Here is a 17749-nt window from a genome sequence, read left to right as displayed (position 1 = left end):
CATGGGACTTATTTTACCAGAACGTTATGATCCGCGCTTAAGCGTGCGGGAGACACAGGAAGCGATCAAATATATCCGGGATACCTTCCAGAAGGAATTTGGAAAAGAAATGAATCTGGAAAGGATCTCTGCTCCGCTGTTCGTGGCGAAAAGCAGCGGTCTTAACGATAACCTGAACGGGGTAGAACGCCCGGTGCATTTCGATATTGCCGGAGTTCCCGGAGAAGAGATGGAAGTGGTGCAGTCGCTGGCTAAGTGGAAAAGGATGGCGCTGAAAGAGTACGGTTTCCAACCGGGAGAAGGACTTTACACCAATATGAACGCGATCCGCCGGGACGAAGAGCTGGATAATCTCCACTCCTGCTATGTGGATCAGTGGGACTGGGAGAAAGTGATCCGCAAAGAAGACAGGACGATCGACGTGTTAAAAGATACGGTCCGCCATATCTTTAAGATCATCAAGCATATGGAGCACGAAGTGTGGTATAAATACCCTCAGGCAGTCAAACATCTGCCGGACAGCGTGGCTTTTATCACCACGCAGGAACTGGAAGACCGCTATCCGGATAAGACTCCTAAGGAAAGAGAAAACCTGATCGCCAAGGAATACGGATGTGTATTTCTGATGAAGATCGGAGAGAAATTAGAAAGCGGCAAACCTCACGATGGCCGGGCGCCGGACTACGATGACTGGCAGCTGAATGGAGATATCCTGTTCTGGTTTGATACATTGGACTGCGCTCTGGAGATTTCCAGCATGGGAATCCGGGTGGATGAAAAGTCTCTGGAAGAGCAGCTGAAAAAAGCTGGGTGTGAAGACCGCAGGACTCTGCCTTATCACCGGATGCTCTTAAACGGAGAACTTCCCTATACGATCGGCGGCGGCATCGGCCAGTCCAGGCTGTGTATGCTGCTTCTGGACCGGGCTCATGTAGGAGAGGTGCAGGCAAGTATATGGCCGGAAGAAATGAGAAAAATCTGTAAAGAACACAAGATATTCCTGTTATAAAAATCGGCCAGGATCATGCCTGGCCGATTTTTTTCTAATGTACGGAAAATTGAACAGAAAACCGGGTTGACAAGAAATTAACAGCTATTTATAGTATTAGCAGAACGACCAAAATCAGTAAAGATCAGGAGGACGGCTGTTATGATGAGAGGATTGGACACAACGGTCAGAAGGATCAGAAGAAAGGTGTTTGAAGAGGTGGCAAGACTTGGTTTTCAGTCCAACGATGACACCTTAAACGATGATATGGAGGCAATCCCATATAAGATTGTCAACGAGGATACAAAAGTTAAATATCGGGAAAGTGTATACCGGGCAAGAGCTATTGTCAGAGAGAGGCTCAGACTCGCCATGGGGCTTTCCCTGCGTCCGGAGAATAAACCGGTACATCTGACGGCGGGAGTAGAAGCCAGCAATATTTCTGACAAATATTATGAGCCGCCGCTTATGCAGGTGATTCCTTCTGCCTGTGAAGCCTGTGAGGAAAAGGGGTATGAAGTAAGCAATATGTGTAAAGGCTGCCTTGCGCATCCTTGTATGGAGGTCTGTCCCAAGGGCGCGATTTCTTTTGTCAAGGGGAAGTCCTATATTGACCAGGAGAAATGTATCAAGTGCGGAAAATGTAAATCCGTATGCCCTTATGACGCGATCGCCAAAAAAGAGCGTCCCTGCGCCCATGCGTGCGGCGTGGGCGCCATCACATCAGACAAGATGGGACGGGCATATATTGACTCGGACAAATGTGTATCCTGCGGGATGTGTATGGTAAGCTGTCCTTTTGGAGCTATCTCGGACAAATCCCAGATCTTCCAGCTGGCCCACGCTCTGAAGAACGGGGATGAGATCATTGCGGAGATCGCCCCCGCGTTCTACGGTCAATTTGGAGATAACATTACACCCAGAAATCTGAAAGCGGCTCTGCAGGAACTGGGCTTTAAAGAATTCTATGAGGTAGCCCTGGGAGCGGATATCGGGGCAATCGCGGAGGCGCACCATTATGTTGATAAAGTAGTCACCGGAGAACTGCCGTTCCTTTTGACTTCCTGCTGCCCCTCCTGGGCAATGCTGGCCAAAAAGTATTTCCCAGATCTGATCGATGAAGTTTCGCAGGAGCTGACGCCTATGGTAGCCACTGCCCGGACTATTAAGCAGAAACATCCGGAAGCAAAAGTAGTCTTTATCGGACCCTGCGCGGCCAAAAAGTTAGAGGCCATGCGCAGAACGGTGCGCAGTGATGTGGATTTCGTTATTACCTTTGAAGAACTTCAGGCTATGTTTGATGCCAGAGATATTGATCTTACAAAGTATGAAGCGGAATCCTCCTTCCACAACGCCACAGGAGCCGGAAGAGGGTATGCGGTCGCAGGCGGCGTGGCGGAAGCGATCGAGAAATGTATCCGGGAATATTATCCAGATGTGGAAGTCAATATCGAGCACGCGGAAGGACTGGCAGAGTGCAAGAAGACGCTGGCTTTGGCGAAAGCAGGAAAGATGAATGGATGCCTGATCGAGGGAATGGGCTGTCCCGGCGGCTGTGTTGCCGGAGCGGGCACCAATATCCCTGTGGCAAAGGCCCAGAAAAAGATCAAAGATTTTGTGAAGGCGTCATCGAAACAGATTCCGCCGAAGGAATTGGAAGAGATCGAGCTGGATTAGAAAGAAACTCCCCGGCGTTGACAAACGCCGGGGCTATCTTTATAATTAAAAGATAGCCCGAATATAGGAGGAAGTTATGCAGAAATACGGAGTGAATGAATTAAGAAGGATGTTCCTGGAATTCTTTGAGAGTAAGGGACATCTGGCGATGAAAAGTTTTTCCCTGGTGCCCCATAATGATAAAAGCCTTCTTTTGATCAATTCTGGTATGGCGCCTTTAAAACCTTATTTCACAGGGCAGGAGATTCCGCCCTGCAAGCGGGTGGCTACCTGCCAAAAGTGTATCCGTACCGGAGATATTGAAAATGTGGGGAAGACTGCCCGGCATGGGACGTTTTTCGAGATGCTGGGGAATTTTTCTTTTGGAGACTATTTTAAGAAGGAATCCATTGCCTGGACTTGGGAATTCCTGACGGAAGTAGTTGCTCTGGATCCAGATCGTCTGTACCCATCGGTCTATCTGGAAGATGATGAGGCGTGGGAGATCTGGAATCAGGATATCGGTATTCCGGCGGACCGGATTTTCCGTTTTGGCAAGGAGGATAACTTCTGGGAGCATGGAAGCGGTCCTTGCGGCCCCTGCTCGGAAGTATACTACGACCGGGGACCGGAATATGGCTGCGGAAAGCCGGATTGTACCGTGGGATGCGACTGTGACCGCTATATGGAGATCTGGAACAACGTATTTACCCAGTTCGACAATGACGGCAATAATAATTATACAGAACTGGAACAGAAAAATATCGATACTGGGATGGGACTGGAGCGTCTGGCTTGTGTCGTGCAGGGAGTAGATTCCATGTTTGACGTGGATACCATCTGCGCGCTGAGGGATCATGTCTGCCGCCTTGCCGGTGTGGAATACGGGAAAGAGGAGAAGGCGGACGTTTCCATCCGGGTGATCACAGACCATATCCGTTCGGTGACCTTTATGATCTCAGACGGGATCCTTCCGTCCAACAGCGGGAGAGGCTATGTCCTGCGCCGTCTTTTAAGACGGGCCTGCCGCCATGGAAGACTTCTGGGCATAAAAGGGGAATTTCTGATCGAACTGGCCCAGACGGTGATAGATGGTTCCAAAGATGGATATCCGGAACTGGAGGAAAAACGGGACTTTATCTTTAAAGTCATCACAAAGGAAGAAGAGCAGTTTAACAGGACGATCGACCAAGGCCTTTCTATTCTGGCCGGTATGGAAAGTAAGATGGAAGAAAACGGGGAGACCATCCTGGCTGGAGAGGAGGCGTTCCGCCTCTATGATACCTATGGCTTCCCGGTGGATCTGACCAAGGAAATCTTGGAAGAGAAAGGATTTTCCATTGATGAGGAAGGATTCCGGAAAGCAGAGCAGGCCCAGAAGGAGACGGCCAAGGGAACATTCGGCGAACATACCTACAGTGGTACGGATGAGACGATTTATGACTCCATCGATCCTTCCGTGACTTCTGTTTTTGTCGGATATGATCATCTGACGCACTGTTCCCCGATCACAGTCCTGACAACGGAAAACGAGATCGTGGATGCCTTGACCGAAGGCCAGAAAGGAACTATCTTCGTGGAAGAGACGCCGTTCTACGCTGCCAGCGGAGGCCAGGAGGCTGATACAGGCGTGATTCGTACGGAGGAAGGAGAGTTCCGGGTAGAAGACGTGGTCAAACTGCTGGGAGGCAAGATTGGCCATGTGGGAGTCGCAACAAAAGGAATGCTGAAAGCGGGAGATCAGGCAGAGCTTCTGGTAGATCCAGAGAAGCGCGCGCTTTCCGCCAACAACCACAGCGCGACTCATCTGCTCCACAAAGCGCTTCGTATGGTATTGGGCAGTCATGTGGAACAGGCGGGATCTTCTGTCAACGAGGAAAGACTTCGTTTTGACTTTACCCATTTCTCGGCTCTGACGCCGGAAGAGATTCAGAAGGTGGAAGCGATCGTCAATGAACAGATCCAGAAGAATCTGGCGGTCAAAGTGGAGAACCTGCCTATCGAGGAAGCGAGAAAGACCGGGGCGGCTGCCTTATTTGGAGAAAAATATGGCGACATCGTCCGGGTAGTGAGCATGGGAGATTTCTCAATCGAATTCTGCGGAGGCACGCATGTGCCGAATACCGGCGTGATCACCGCGTTTAAGATCATTTCTGAGACAGGCGTGGCAGCAGGCGTCAGGAGAATTGAGGCGCTCACATCCAAAGGGCTGATGAAATATTATGGAGAATTGGAAGAAAAGCTGCATAGGGCGGCGAAGCTTCTGAAGACGTCTCCGGATAAGCTGGAAGAAAAGCTGGGCCACCTTCAGGCGGAGAATAAAGAACTTAAGGGCGAGGTGGAAAGCTTAAAGAGCAGGCTGGCTAAGGATGCCATGGGCGATGTGACCGACCAGATTACAGAAGTCAAGGGACTTCCGCTTCTGGCGGCTAAGATTGAAGGCGTGGATATGAATGGCTTGAGAGAGCTGGGCGATCAGTTGAAGGAAAAGCTGGGCGAAGGAGTGGTCGTGCTGGCTTCCGCCGTAGATGGAAAGGTATCCTTGATGGCCATGGCTACCGATGGAGCCGTTAAGAAAGGAGCCCACGCCGGGAACTTGATCAAGGCGATCGCCTCTTTGGTAGGCGGTGGCGGCGGCGGCCGGCCTAATATGGCCCAAGCAGGGGGCAAGAACCCAGAAGGCATTGACCAGGCGGTTGCCTCGGTGAAAGAAGTTCTGGAGGACCAGCTTTCTTAGCAGGCTGCCGAAACGTTCCTGACAGGTCTGTTTGATAAAAAACAGCTATAAAACAAACGGAAATATTCAAAAAATATTGACGAACCCAAAATATGTGCTATAATCTTAGATAGTGCAAGAAATACACCCGAACAGTCGTAGGATGCACAATACAGGACTGGAGGGGAGGTTAGGTGTGAGACTATGTCAAATGTAATCGTTAAAGAAAACGAGACGTTAGATAGCGCTTTACGCAGATTCAAAAGAAACTGCGCGAAAGCTGGCATTCAGCAGGAGATTCGCAAAAGAGAACACTATGAAAAGCCAAGCGTAAGACGTAAAAAGAAATCTGAAGCTGCTAGAAAACGTAAATATAACTAATAAGTGCATGAATAGGGCCGGGGGATTTTTAAAAATCCCCCGGCCCTAATTAAAAATGCCCTGTCCCTTTTTGAAATTGTACACGAAAAAAAACATTGACGAATCTATAGGACAGAGGTATACTAAACCCATCAAAGGCAAGGGTGCCGCATCGAAAGATGCGACACCCTTTTTCAATGTCTATAAACAGCGAGGAAAGCGAGGAGATTTGCAATGAGATTGAAAGACACAAACCTAACGGCGGCAGAATTGAAAGACATTGTACGCAAGTACATGGTAGAGACCTATGAGAGATACGATTTCATCGCAGAGAGAGCAGAGGGCATGTATCTATATGATGAAGAGGGAAATGCTTATCTGGATTTTTACGGCGGCGTGGCGGTAAATAGTCCCGGCAACCGAAACCCAAGAGTGGTCCAGGCGGCAAAAGACCAGATGGACGATATCATGCATACCTTTAACTATCCTTATACAGTGCCTCAGGCCCTGCTTGCCAAGAAGGTCTGTGATACCATCGGAATGGATAAGATCTTTTATCAGAATTCAGGAACAGAGGCCAACGAATGTATGATCAAAATGGCGAGAAAATATGGCATCGATCACTATGGCCCTGAAAAATATCATATCATTACCGCGGAAAAAGGATTCCATGGACGGACCATGGGGGCGGTAGCGGCAACAGGACAGCCAGACAGTGCGATCCAGCAGGGCTTTGGGCCGATGGTCCCCGGCTTTTCTTACGCAAGATTTAACGACTTAGAGGATTTTGCTTCAAAAGTGACGGAACATACCATTGCGATCATGATCGAACCAGTACAGGGCGAGGGAGGAGTCTATCCGGCGACTCAGGAATTCATGGAAGGGCTGCGGAAACTGTGTGATGAGAAAGGGCTTCTGCTGCTGCTCGATGAAGTACAGACCGGATGGGGGCGGACCGGAACTCCGATGGCTTATATGGGATATCATGTAAAACCAGACGCGGTGTCTATGGCGAAGGCCCTTGGCGGAGGTATGCCCATCGGCGCCTGCTGCGCCACAGAAGAAGTGGCGGCATCCTTTACCATGGGAACCCACGGCTCTACTTACGGAGGCCACGCAGTGGCTTGCGCGGCGGCTCTGGCATCGGTTACAGAGATCCTGGATAAAGACTTGAGCGGAAACGCAAGAAAAGTCGGCCGGTATCTCCGCCAAGAACTGGCCAAACTTCCGCATGTAAAGGAAGTCAGGGGAAAAGGTCTTCTTGTGGGCTGCGAGTATGATCTTCCGATCGCGGTAGAGGTAAAACACGGAACATTGGAACGAAAGGCGCTGATCACCGCCATTGGAGACAGGGTAAATCGGATGATCCCGCCGCTGATCGTAACAAAAGACGAGGTGGATCAGTTGATCTCAATTATGAAGGAGGCAATCTTAGAAGCAGCAGAAAAATACCAGGATATGCGGCTTGCGGGTTAACATGCAAAGAGAGAGGGCGGTGCGTCAGTGCACCGCCCTTTTAAAATCCCCTTAATTCCTGATAGAGTCGGCCAATAGGAAGGCCGACCACGTTATTGTATTCCCCCCGGATCTCTTTGACATGGATGGCAAATGGTCCTTGGATTCCATAGGCGCCGGCTTTGTCCAGGGAATCTCCGGTACGGATGTAATCCAGCAGATCTTCCCGATGAATAGGGTACAGAGTGACTTCCGTTTTCTCAAAGAAGGACCGGACTTTTGGAAGAGTGTCCGGATGGTCTGCGTCCCTGCGGATCAAAGTGACGCCGGTATAGACCTGATGGGTCCTGCCGGAAAGCAGGGAAAGCATGTCTAACGCTTCTCTTTCATCGGCGGGTTTCCCTAAAATCTCACCGCGGTAGACCACAATCGTATCCGCGCCGATGACGGTACAGACCTCCGGAGAGAGACGGTGATAGACATCGAAGGCTTTCTGAGACGAAAGTTCCATGACAATATGGGACGGCCGGGTCTTGGTGACAGTTTCCTCTACAAGGGAAGGGACCACCTGGAAGGAAAATCCGGCTTGGGTAAGAAGTTCCTTTCTGCGGGGAGAGGCAGAAGCCAGAATATAATCCATTTCTTTTGAATCCTTTCTTAATTTGTAGTTTATTATAGCATAAATTGTGATACAATGGGAAAAGAAACCATAGGGGCAAAACGCCTTTTGGCTTCATATATAAATTACGAAGATCACTTTAAAAAGTGGATAAGATGAAGGAGTGCAGAGATATGATTTATGACAATGTACTGGACGCGGTTGGGAATACTCCGCTGATCCGGCTAAATCAAATGACAGGACCGGAAGACGCGGAAATTTTAGTAAAGTTCGAGGCGGTCAATATCGGAGGCTCTATTAAGACCAGGACAGCCAAGAATATGATCGAGGCGGCGGAAGAAGAAGGATTGATCCATCCAGGGACGGTGATCGTGGAGCCGACCAGCGGCAATCAGGGCATTGGCCTTGCTTTGATCGGGGCGGTGAAGGGATACCAGACGAAGATCATCATGCCGGACTCCGTCAGTGAGGAACGGAGGAAACTAGTACAGGGATATGGGGCAGAAGTGATCTTGGTCCATGACGATGGGAATATTGGGGAATGTATTGCAAGATGTATGGAAATAGCTTCTGAAATGGCAAAGGAAGATAGGAATGTATTTGTCCCGCAGCAGTTCGCCAACCCGGCCAACAGCGCGGCGCATAGAGACCAAACCGGAAGGGAGATCCTAAAGCAGGCAGGAAAGCCGATCCATGGCTTCTGTTCTGGAATCGGAACCGGAGGAACGATCACAGGAATCGGGGAAACGCTGAAGGCGGCAAATCCAGAGATCGAGATCTGGGCTTTGGAGCCGGATCAGGCCGCGATCCTGTCTGGAGGAAAGGTGGGTACTCATCTGCAGATGGGAATTGGAGACGGTGTGATCCCGGAGATCCTAAACCAGGAGATCTACGACCATGTGATCACAGTAACCGATGAAGAGGCGCTGGAGACAGCCCGTGAGCTGGCCCGGAAAGAAGGACTGATGTGCGGTATTTCAAGCGGGACGAATGTGGCCGGCGCAAGGAAACTGGCTCGGAAGCTGGGACCTGGCAAAACGGTTGTAACAGTGCTGGCAGATACTGCGGAGCGGTATTTTTCCACGCCGCTTTTTGACTGACAGAAACCGGTTCTAAGTGAATGAGGGAAGGGGGAAGCAGGAAGGATGGAAAAGCTGTCGGAAGAAGAACTGAAAAGTTGTTTGGAACAGCGTGAAAAAGGAGAATTGCTGGATCTGCGGGAACGGGAGCTGGAACCTATGGATCTGACCGGATGGGATCTTCGGTCTGTGGATTTTTCTCTCAGCTCGTTTCAGAATGTGATCTTAAATGAGGCGGATTTTACCGGGAGCAGCGTGGAGAACGCTTTATTTGACGGATGTCCTATGAAGGAGGCCTGCTTCCAGAATGTGAATATGAAGACAGCCTCTTTTCGATACTGTGATATGAGAAAGTGCAATATCAAGGGCGCCGATCTTTTTGGAGCGGTATTGGAGTACGCGGATCTAACCGGAATCATTTCCGATGAGGAGACAAAGTGGTTTCGTCTTCACTGCCCGGAGAAGGGCGCGTTCCTGGGATATAAGAAATGTTTCAACAACCGGTTGGTACAGCTCCTGATCCCGGCGGACGCAAAGAGAACGTCAGCAACGCTGCCATCCTGCCGATGCAGCAAGGCAAAGGTGCTGACGATCAAAAGTTTTGACTTTAAAGAAGAATATGACGAGGCCTGGTCTTTGGTGGATGAGAATTTTATCTACCGGAAGGGAGAGTGGGTCGAGGTAAAAGATTTTAATGAGGACAGATGGCAGGATTCTACCACCGGGATCCATTTCTGGCTGACAAGAGAAGAGGCGGAGGCATATTAGTGATGAAAACAGGGGAAGAACTTAGAAAATTATTATATAGTATAGATCGGAAAGGATATCCGGCTTATAAAGGGACCAAAGGCAGCTATCGGTTTGGAAAATATGCGCTGGTCATCGACCATGTACAGGGAGATCCTTTCGCGGCGCCTTCCCGGCTGCATGTGGAAGTGGCAGGGAAAACCGCGGGATTCCCGGAGCGTCTTTATGATACGAGAACGAAAAGAATAGCTCTGCAGGATCATTTGATCCGGGGCTTCGCGAAGCAGATCGAGAAATATTCCTTTCAGGCAAAGGGGTCAGGGAAAAGCGGACTTTTGTCAGTGACCCGCTGCGGACAGGAAGTCTTGGAGAGAAGCGCCTGCGCTATAGACGAAAAAAGCGGAGATGTGACAATGAGGTTTGAAGTGGGCTTTCCGGCCAACGGAAGGACGATCAACGCGGGAGAACTGGTCCGCATTTTGTTCGATTTCCTCCCGAAATGTGTAGATGGGGCGCTGCTCTACCGGAATCTGGATCAGAAGAAGGCGGAGCAGGTGATGGAGCTTGCGGTCGATCAAGAGTCTATCCGTGAGCAGCTGGCGATGCTTGATCTGGTGGCTTTTGTGGCGGATGGAGCGATCCTGCCCAGAGAGTCCGGAGTGTCCCAGCGGCCTATGAAGCAGGCAGTGCCTTTTGCGGCGCCGGCCTCTTTGAAGGTGGAATTGGAACTGCCCTATAAAGGGAAGATCTCAGGAATGGGCGTGAGAAAAGGAATCACCTTGATCGTCGGCGGCGGCTATCATGGAAAATCCACGCTTCTGAAAGCGTTAGAGATGGGAGTTTACCCTCATATCGCCGGAGACGGCAGAGAATATGTGGTCACAGATCCGGCGGCGGTGAAGATCCGCGCGGAGGATGGGAGAAGCATTAAACATACGGACATTTCTATGTTTATCAACGATCTTCCAAACGGCCGGGATACAACGGCCTTCTCAACTGAGGACGCCAGCGGAAGCACTTCCCAGGCGGCTAATGTGGCAGAGGCTATGGAGGCGGGAGCTTCCGCGTTTTTGATCGATGAAGATACCAGCGCTACGAATTTCATGGTGCGGGATGAACTGATGCAGAGAGTGATCCATCGGGATATGGAGCCGATCACGCCGTTTATCGAGCGGATGAGGGAATTATATCAGGAGTACGGGATTTCCACCATATTGGTTGCGGGGAGCTCCGGAGCGTATTTCCAGCCTTCTGATACGATCATCCAGATGGATCGGTATATTCCCAAGGAAATCACGGAGACGGCCAAGGAAGCGGCCAAAGAATATCCGGAACTGGAACTGCCGGAAAGACAAGGCTCTCTTCCCGGTTATGACCGCTGCCCCAGGAAGAATCCGGGAATCCTCCATAAAGGCCGGATCAAAGTAAAGACCCTGGGACGCGACGGATTCCAGTTGAATCACGAGACGGTGGACCTTAGATATGTAGAACAGCTTGCGGATCCAGAACAGCTCACCTGCCTGGGACAGATCCTGCGGCACGCGGAAGAGCATGTGTTAGATGGAAAGAAGACGATACAAGAGATTGTGGAAGAAATTACGGAGCAGATTGTGAAACGGGGTTTTGGAGCCGTCTGTGAGGGCGGGACGATCCCCGGGAATCTGGCGCTTCCCAGGAAGCAGGAGATATACGCGGCCTTTGACCGTTACCGCGGGCTGAGGCTGTAGAGGTGCGGCATGGAAGGAACATTAAGATTGACTCCGGTGGGGCATATCCAATCGGAGTTCCCGGCAAAATTCGGAATCCCCAGACAGAGCGGACTGGCGAAGACCAAAGCCAGGATCGTGCTGGAAGGGGAGTGCGGGAATCCAGACGTGGTGCGGGGGCTGGAAGGATATTCCCATATCTGGCTGCTGTGGGGATTCTCTGAGACAGAAGGCGCCGGCTGGAACCCTACCGTGCGGCCGCCTAAACTGGGAGGAAATGTGCGGATGGGCGTATTTGCCACACGCTCGCCCTTTCGGCCCAATCCAGTGGGATTGTCCTGTGTCCGGCTGGAATCTGTCAAATTCCTGGAAAAAGGGATTCCGGTATTGGAAGTTGAGGGAGCGGATTTGATGGACGGAACGCCTGTCTATGACATTAAGCCTTACCTTCCCTATGTGGACTGCCATCCGGAAGCTTTGGAGGGGTTTACGGCCCAAGTCAAAGAAAAGCGGTTAGTGATAGAGATCCCAGAGGAGATTCGGCTTCAGCTTCGGGAACAGCTCTCAGAAGCGCAGGAAGAAGCTCTGCGGCAGATCTTGGCGCTGGATCCAAGACCGGGATATCAGGACGACCCGGAACGGATCTATGGGTTTGCGTATGCCGGGATGGAGATCCGGTTCCAGGTGGCAGAAGACGTGCTTACCATCTGTCAGGTATATCCTTCCGGGAAGAAGCAAAAAGACGGCGGAGAGGAAAGAAGATAAAGGAGAAGACATGGAATTTATCAAAGCAAAGATGGAACATATTGACCGTATGTGCGAGATCATGGAGGAAGCCAAGGAACAGCTTCGGAATCTGGGGCTGGATCAGTGGCAAAAGGGATACCCTTCCAGAGAAGTCTGGATCCAGGACGCAGAAGAAGGCTGTACCTACCTGGCGGTGGAAGAAGGAAAGATCCTGGGGATCTTTGCGTTCCAGGACACTCCGGATCCTTCCTACCGCGTGATCGACGGAGCGTGGCTGACGGATACGCCTTATGCTTCCATGCACCGGGTATGTGTGGCGGATGAAAGCAAGGGAAAAGGAGTTGCCGGGCAGATGTTTGCCTACGGATTTGAACTGGCAAAGAAAGCGGGGTTTGATTCGGTCAGGATCGATACCCATCCGGGAAATCTGCCTATGCAAAGAGCTCTTGCCAAGGCGGGATTTGAGCTATGCGGAAAGATTCATCTGGCAGGCGGCTGCGAAGATGGAGATCTGAGGCTGGCCTACGAGAAACGCATTTCTTAAAAAGTTTCGATAAAGAGAGTTTTGTCAAGGAGGTTTCTATGGGAGCAGCAGAGTATGAGAAAGCATATAAACTTGGAAAGAAAGAATATCAGCATCGGATGATGAAAGGGCTGCCGCCGACATTGAAGGTGCTGGATGATATTCTTCCGGCAAAAGGAAGCTTTAAGGAAGTGCCTCTGGGGGTGGTCCAGATTCCGATGAAACAGATCGTAGGTACCAAGACGGGAGGAAGGAGCAGCGCTTTCGCGGCTAATTTTATGCCGATCTTAAGAGAGAATACGGAATTTGCCCATAAGTGGTCCTATCTGAGTACCGCCCATGAGAATGAAGGAATCCGTGACCCCATCAAAGCCTACGAATACATGAACCAATTTTATGTAGAAGAGGGAAATAAACGGGTCAGTGTCATGAAGTATTACGGGGTAGTTTCGGTTCCCGGTTCTGTGACGAGGATTATTCCCAAACGGACAGATGAGAAGGAAAATAAGATTTATTACGAGTTCCTGGATTTCTATGAAGCTTCCAAGATTAATTACATCTGGTTCAGCAAGGAGGGGAGTTTTAAGAAACTGCAGAAAGCGGTAGGAAAAGAGCCGGGCGAGGTATGGAATGAGGAAGAGAAGCTGAATTTTAGTTCTCTGTACTCCCGGTTTGAAATGGAATATGAGGACAAAGGCGGTGAGAAACTTTCGATCACTGCCGGAGATGCCTTTCTTGCCCTGCTTACCCTCTATGATTATGGGACACTGCAAGAGATGACGACCAGTGAACTGCGCACACGGATCAGCAAGAGCTGGGAAGAATTCGAGCTTTTAGAAGAAGATCAGAAGATCGATCTGAAAATGAATCCAGACAGTGAGAAGAAACCGCTTCTTGGCCGGCTGTTTTCGCCGGGGACGCAGAAACAGAAAATCGCCTTCCTCTATGAGAAGACGCCAGGCACTTCCGCGTGGACATACGCCCATGAACTGGGAAGACTCCATTTGGAAGAACGGTTCCCAGAAGAAGTGCAGACGATGGCTTACTCCGGAATTACGAAGGAAACCGCGGATGAGGCTTTAAAAGACGCTATTTCCAAAGGATGCAATTTGATTTTTACCACAACGCCGGCCTTTATTCAGGCCAGTGTGAAGGCGGCTATTGACGCGCCGGAAGTGCGGATCGTAAACTGTTCTCTGAATATTTCTCACAGATACATCCGGACTTATTATGCCAGGATGTATGAGGCCAAATTCCTGATGGGAGCCGTTGCCGGAGCTATGGCGGAAAATGACCGGCTGGCTTATATCGCGGATTATCCTATCTTTGGAGAGATCGCGAATATCAATGCCTTCGCCTTGGGAGCTAAGATGATCAATCCAAGGGCCAAGGTGTATCTGGAGTGGTCCACCAGGAAAGGCTGCAATGTATACGATCGGATCAGGGATATCTGGGTAGACTGTGTTTCCGGGAAAGACATGGTCATTCCAGAGGAATCTTCCAGGTATTTTGGACTCTACCGGCTGGATGGAGATTATCCGAGAAACCTGGCTATGCCTTTGTGGCATTGGGGCAGATTCTATGAACAGATGATCCGGAAGATCATGGACGGCACCTGGAAATACGATGATAAGAATTCTTCTGTAAAAGCGATCAATTACTGGTGGGGTATGTCCTCGGGAGTAGTTGATATCATCTGTTCCCAGAATCTTCCTCTGGAAACAAAGAAACTGACAGAAGTTCTTCGCCATGCTATCAGTACGGGAGAGTTTCATCCTTTTTCTGGGATCTTATATTCTCAGACCGGACAGATACAGGATGAATCCTGGAAATCTCTTTCAGCGGAGGAGATCATCAATATGGACTGGCTGGCAGATAATATCATCGGAACGATCCCGACGGAGGACGAACTGATAGACAGCGCCAAGACGGTGGTTTGGGAGCAGGGCGTCCGGAAGAATTAGGACGGAAGAGCCTGCTATAACACTATAGAATAAAGGAACAAATAGATTTATGAGGATACTTGCGATCGCGGACGAAGAATCCGCGTATCTGTGGGATTATTTTGAAAAAAGTAAGCTGAAGGGGATCGATCTGATCATCTCCTGCGGAGATTTGGATCCCCACTATCTTTCCTTTCTGGCAACGTTTACATCTGTGCCGATTTTATACGTGCACGGAAATCATGACGAGACCTATAAAGAGACACCGCCGGATGGCTGTATCTGTATCGACGATAAGATTTTTGTCTATCGGGGAGTCAGAATCCTTGGATTAGGCGGTTCCATGCGGTATAAAAACGGTACGTATCAGTATACGGAATGGGGGATGCGGCACAGAGTCAGAAAATTGTGGTTCCAATTACTGCGAAGAAGGGGATTTGACATCCTGGTCACCCATGCCCCGGCCTATCAGCTAAATGACGGCAGGGACCTTCCCCATCAGGGATTTAAAGTATTTCTTGCGCTGATGGAGAAATATAAGCCTCGTTTCTTTCTTCACGGCCATGTGCATATGTCCTATGGAAGAAAGCATAAACGGTATGATAAATATCAGGATACCCATGTGATCAATGCGTTTGAGCGGTGTGTTTTTGATTATGAAGATGAGAAACTGGAAGAACATCTCCGATAGGAGGGAGAAATTATGGATTGGAATGTGTTTTGGGGTTTGTGGTGTTTGGCATTTGCCATTGCTGTCTGGATCTGCGGCTGGGCATGCTGTTTTCGGAAACTGGGGAGAGAGAAGCGGTGCCATATGCGAACGACGGGACGAGTGATCCGCTACTCGGCCGTTAGGCAGGGCGGGGTTCATATCCCTCTGGCAGAATATGCGGCGGAGGGAAGGACATATAAGGTCGCGGGTCCAAAATTCCGCAGCATCGTCACAACCTCGGTCGTTTCGCCCCGACAGCCGGTGGCGGTAAGATATGAGACGAATCTGACGACACGGGAGGAACTTCCAAAAAGCCTGAGGATCAAAGAATATAGAAACAGTATCGCAAGTGCCGCGGTCTCGCCTTTGGCCCAGTTATATCCAGTGGGGTCCCTGGTGGATGTATACTATAACCCGAGGCGGCCCAAAGAAGCATTTGTACAGCGGTTTGAGGGAGTCAGCCCTGTTCTTATCATACTTTTTATCGTCTTTGGGATCCTCATAACGGGGCTGGCTTTTGGAATCCTGCTGGGTCCGGAAATTGTGATGCGGTGATGGAAGACAGACAGCAGGTTTTCGGTTGACAAATATAAAAATAGAACATAAAATAAAATTACCTAACAGGTAATTTTATTTTATGAGGAGATAGGGTTGGAAATTGAATACGCATCTGACAAAGTGAAATTATAGTGTACAAGTGTAAAGGCTGCAAATAAACTTTTTGGTGGCAATAAAGCATTGACTGTAAATTTGTTGGCGAGAATAAATGCTCTTGCCAATGCGGATAATATCAAAGATATCATCTGCCAGCCTGCTTTTAGATTTCATGCTCTTAAAAATCATATGAACCCTGCAATATTGACGAGATAGCAGAAATTGTAAGAGTTGTAGAAATTATGGAGGTGAGTAAGCATTATGAATAATTACATTGAATGTAATGATAAGATTGCTTTTCATCCAGGATATTACATTAAAGAAATTGTCGAACAAAGCGGACTTACTCAAGAAGATTTTGCTAAGAGGTTAGATACCACACCTAAGAATCTTAGTTTGCTGATTCGTGGGGAACAAAGCCTTTCTATTGATATTTCAATGAAGCTCTCCAGAATGTTAGGAACAAGTGTTGATTACTGGCTGCGGCTGCAGAATACTTATGAGGCTTTGGTTGCGGAATTTAAGTCAGAAGAGGAATTGGAAAAAGAGCGGGCTGTATTTAAATATTTTGATTATAAATATTTTAGAGATAATTATGGTCTGCCAGATTTGCCGAGGAAAAAGGAAGAGCAGATTAAACAAGTTAGAAAATTTCTTAATGTTGCAACGCTTTCGGTATTTACGAAACGAGATATGACGGTTAATTTTAGAAAATCAGCAGAGGAAATTACAGAAGGAAATATTGTTAAAGCGAATGTAATGGTTCAAATTGCAATCAATAAAACTCTTAAGACAGAAGCACCTAAATTTAATAAAAAGAAATTTGAAACGGCAGCGGAATATGCGTTGACCTTAACAAAAGATCATGAGGGATTTTATCCGTTGCTTCGCAGAGCTTTTCTTGAAGCAGGTGTTGTGCTTGTGATATTGCCAAATATTTCTGGCTCAAAAACAAATGGCGCAACAAAAAAAGTTGGTGATAATATTATGTTGATGGTAAACGATAGAAGATTGAATGCGGATTCGTTTTGGTTTACGCTTTTTCATGAAATCGGACATATTGTCAATGGAGATTATGGCATTTCATTTGAAAAAGAAACAGGGGAAAAAGAGGCAGATGCCAATCGTTATGCATCGGATCATTTGATCCCTCCTGAGCGTTATCATGATTTTTTGTCAAAAAAGAAATTTGATCTTCAGGCTATAAAAGCGTTTGCAAAAGAGATCGACCGCGATCCCGGAATCATTCTTGGGAGATTGCAAAATGATGGAATTGTTCGATTTGATGATTGTATGATGAGCTCACTGCGCCATAAATATAAAGTGAAAATGGTATTTTGATTAAGAAGTGTTAATTTGTACCATGAATAAAATAATAAAGATAAAAAGCTGTCAGATCGTGATCATATCACATAGGAAAACTGGCAGTTTTTTCTTTTTAAAAGAGAATAATTCTCAAAAGAAACCATTGACATATACCCTGGCGGGGTATATAATCATCCGTGAAATGAGGTGAAAAAATGGAAGAAAAAAAGGAAACAAAAGATTGCTGTCACCGGACGAAAGAACGGTCAGATAAGGAATACAAGGACCTGTTAAACCGATTGAACCGGATCGAGGGACAGGTGAGGGGAATTAAAAAGATGGTGGAGCAGGATGCCTACTGCCCGGAGATCCTGATCCAGGTATCCGCGGCAAACGCCGCGCTCAACAGTTTTACAAAGGTGCTTTTGGCAAACCATATCCGTACCTGTGTGGCGGAGGATATCCGGGAAGGAAAGGAAGAGACGATCGACGAACTGGTGAATGTCCTGCAGAAGCTTATGAAATAATGTTGGAGTGAT

At 48.7% G+C, this 17749-nt stretch carries 16 protein-coding genes; 15 read left to right on the top strand and 1 reads right to left on the bottom strand.

The window, feature by feature from the left end; translation table 11 throughout:
- Window position 1 precedes the first annotated feature (1 nt).
- From FND36_09370 to FND36_09350, 5 genes are all read left to right on the top strand, one after another.
- The gene (locus FND36_09370; GenBank protein ID QDW74222.1) at window positions 2-1009 is read left to right on the top strand and encodes an aspartate--ammonia ligase; all 1008 of its coding nucleotides are present in this window, start codon (window positions 2-4) and stop codon (window positions 1007-1009) included.
- Window positions 1010-1150: 141 nt separating this feature from the next.
- Entirely contained in the window at window positions 1151-2665 is a 1515-nt protein-coding gene (locus tag FND36_09365) for a 4Fe-4S dicluster domain-containing protein (GenBank protein QDW74221.1), read from the top strand.
- 76 nt (window positions 2666-2741) lie between these two features.
- Window positions 2742-5381, top strand: a complete 2640-nt coding sequence (gene alaS / locus FND36_09360) for an alanine--tRNA ligase (GenBank protein ID QDW74220.1) — start codon at window positions 2742-2744, stop codon at window positions 5379-5381.
- Between the two features lie 183 nt (window positions 5382-5564).
- Window positions 5565-5741, top strand: a complete 177-nt coding sequence (locus FND36_09355; GenBank protein ID QDW74219.1) for a 30S ribosomal protein S21 — start codon at window positions 5565-5567, stop codon at window positions 5739-5741.
- A gap of 213 nt (window positions 5742-5954) precedes the next feature.
- Window positions 5955-7196: an acetylornithine/succinylornithine family transaminase gene (locus FND36_09350; GenBank protein ID QDW74218.1), complete on the top strand. Its 1242-nt coding sequence runs from the start codon at window positions 5955-5957 to the stop codon at window positions 7194-7196.
- Between the two features lie 40 nt (window positions 7197-7236).
- Here FND36_09350 and maf read toward each other — a convergent pair whose 3' ends face one another.
- Window positions 7237-7815 (bottom strand): septum formation protein Maf, encoded by a 579-nt coding sequence (gene maf / locus FND36_09345; GenBank protein QDW74217.1) that lies wholly within the window; start codon window positions 7813-7815, stop codon window positions 7237-7239.
- Between the two features lie 152 nt (window positions 7816-7967).
- On the opposite strand from maf, the gene cysK reads away from it, so the two are divergent.
- From cysK to FND36_09295, 10 genes are all read left to right on the top strand, one after another.
- Window positions 7968-8894 carry a cysteine synthase A gene (gene cysK, locus FND36_09340; protein QDW74216.1) on the top strand — a complete coding sequence of 309 codons (927 nt, stop codon included), beginning with the start codon at window positions 7968-7970 and terminating at the stop codon, window positions 8892-8894.
- Between the two features lie 45 nt (window positions 8895-8939).
- Window positions 8940-9641 (top strand): pentapeptide repeat-containing protein, encoded by a 702-nt coding sequence (locus FND36_09335; GenBank protein QDW74215.1) that lies wholly within the window; start codon window positions 8940-8942, stop codon window positions 9639-9641.
- 2 nt (window positions 9642-9643) lie between these two features.
- A complete protein-coding gene (locus FND36_09330; GenBank protein QDW74214.1) occupies window positions 9644-11347 on the top strand; it encodes an isopentenyl-diphosphate delta-isomerase in 1704 nt (567 codons plus the stop codon).
- Between the two features lie 9 nt (window positions 11348-11356).
- Window positions 11357-12091, top strand: coding sequence for a tRNA (N6-threonylcarbamoyladenosine(37)-N6)-methyltransferase TrmO (gene tsaA / locus FND36_09325; protein ID QDW74213.1), 735 nt, complete (start codon window positions 11357-11359; stop codon window positions 12089-12091).
- Window positions 11973-12617 carry a GNAT family N-acetyltransferase gene (locus tag FND36_09320; GenBank protein ID QDW74212.1) on the top strand — a complete coding sequence of 215 codons (645 nt, stop codon included), beginning with the start codon at window positions 11973-11975 and terminating at the stop codon, window positions 12615-12617. Before tsaA ends, FND36_09320 begins: the two co-directional genes overlap by 119 nt.
- 38 nt (window positions 12618-12655) lie before the next feature.
- Window positions 12656-14560, top strand: coding sequence for a BMP family ABC transporter substrate-binding protein (locus FND36_09315; GenBank protein ID QDW74211.1), 1905 nt, complete (start codon window positions 12656-12658; stop codon window positions 14558-14560).
- 49 nt (window positions 14561-14609) lie between these two features.
- Window positions 14610-15230 (top strand): metallophosphoesterase, encoded by a 621-nt coding sequence (locus FND36_09310; GenBank protein QDW74210.1) that lies wholly within the window; start codon window positions 14610-14612, stop codon window positions 15228-15230.
- A 12-nt stretch (window positions 15231-15242) separates the two neighbouring features.
- Entirely contained in the window at window positions 15243-15806 is a 564-nt protein-coding gene (locus FND36_09305) for a DUF3592 domain-containing protein (GenBank protein ID QDW74209.1), read from the top strand.
- Between the two features lie 360 nt (window positions 15807-16166).
- Window positions 16167-17246, top strand: coding sequence for a HigA family addiction module antidote protein (locus FND36_09300; GenBank protein ID QDW74208.1), 1080 nt, complete (start codon window positions 16167-16169; stop codon window positions 17244-17246).
- 179 nt (window positions 17247-17425) lie between these two features.
- Window positions 17426-17737, top strand: coding sequence for a metal-sensing transcriptional repressor (locus FND36_09295; protein ID QDW74207.1), 312 nt, complete (start codon window positions 17426-17428; stop codon window positions 17735-17737).
- Window positions 17738-17749 lie beyond the last annotated feature (12 nt).

The sequence above is a fragment of the Lachnospiraceae bacterium KGMB03038 genome (assembly GCA_007361935.1).
Lineage (GTDB): Bacteria > Bacillota > Clostridia > Lachnospirales > Lachnospiraceae > Massilistercora.
The sequence above is the reverse complement of the archived record's forward strand: the minus strand, read 5'-3'. Positions and strand labels throughout refer to the sequence as shown.

Excerpts from the sequence above, each read along its gene's own strand:
- FND36_09370 (QDW74222.1), top strand. The coding sequence starts at position 2 with ATGGGACTTATTTTACCAGAACGTTATGATCCGCGCTTAAGCGTGCGG.
- FND36_09365 (QDW74221.1), top strand. The coding sequence starts at position 1,151 with ATGATGAGAGGATTGGACACAACGGTCAGAAGGATCAGAAGAAAGGTG.
- alaS (QDW74220.1), top strand. The coding sequence starts at position 2,742 with ATGCAGAAATACGGAGTGAATGAATTAAGAAGGATGTTCCTGGAATTC.
- FND36_09355 (QDW74219.1), top strand. The coding sequence starts at position 5,565 with ATGTCAAATGTAATCGTTAAAGAAAACGAGACGTTAGATAGCGCTTTA.
- FND36_09350 (QDW74218.1), top strand. The coding sequence starts at position 5,955 with ATGAGATTGAAAGACACAAACCTAACGGCGGCAGAATTGAAAGACATT.
- maf (QDW74217.1), bottom strand. The coding sequence starts at position 7,815 with ATGGATTATATTCTGGCTTCTGCCTCTCCCCGCAGAAAGGAACTTCTT.
- cysK (QDW74216.1), top strand. The coding sequence starts at position 7,968 with ATGATTTATGACAATGTACTGGACGCGGTTGGGAATACTCCGCTGATC.
- FND36_09335 (QDW74215.1), top strand. The coding sequence starts at position 8,940 with ATGGAAAAGCTGTCGGAAGAAGAACTGAAAAGTTGTTTGGAACAGCGT.
- FND36_09330 (QDW74214.1), top strand. The coding sequence starts at position 9,644 with ATGAAAACAGGGGAAGAACTTAGAAAATTATTATATAGTATAGATCGG.
- tsaA (QDW74213.1), top strand. The coding sequence starts at position 11,357 with ATGGAAGGAACATTAAGATTGACTCCGGTGGGGCATATCCAATCGGAG.
- FND36_09320 (QDW74212.1), top strand. The coding sequence starts at position 11,973 with ATGGGTTTGCGTATGCCGGGATGGAGATCCGGTTCCAGGTGGCAGAAG.
- FND36_09315 (QDW74211.1), top strand. The coding sequence starts at position 12,656 with ATGGGAGCAGCAGAGTATGAGAAAGCATATAAACTTGGAAAGAAAGAA.
- FND36_09310 (QDW74210.1), top strand. The coding sequence starts at position 14,610 with ATGAGGATACTTGCGATCGCGGACGAAGAATCCGCGTATCTGTGGGAT.
- FND36_09305 (QDW74209.1), top strand. The coding sequence starts at position 15,243 with ATGGATTGGAATGTGTTTTGGGGTTTGTGGTGTTTGGCATTTGCCATT.
- FND36_09300 (QDW74208.1), top strand. The coding sequence starts at position 16,167 with ATGAATAATTACATTGAATGTAATGATAAGATTGCTTTTCATCCAGGA.
- FND36_09295 (QDW74207.1), top strand. The coding sequence starts at position 17,426 with ATGGAAGAAAAAAAGGAAACAAAAGATTGCTGTCACCGGACGAAAGAA.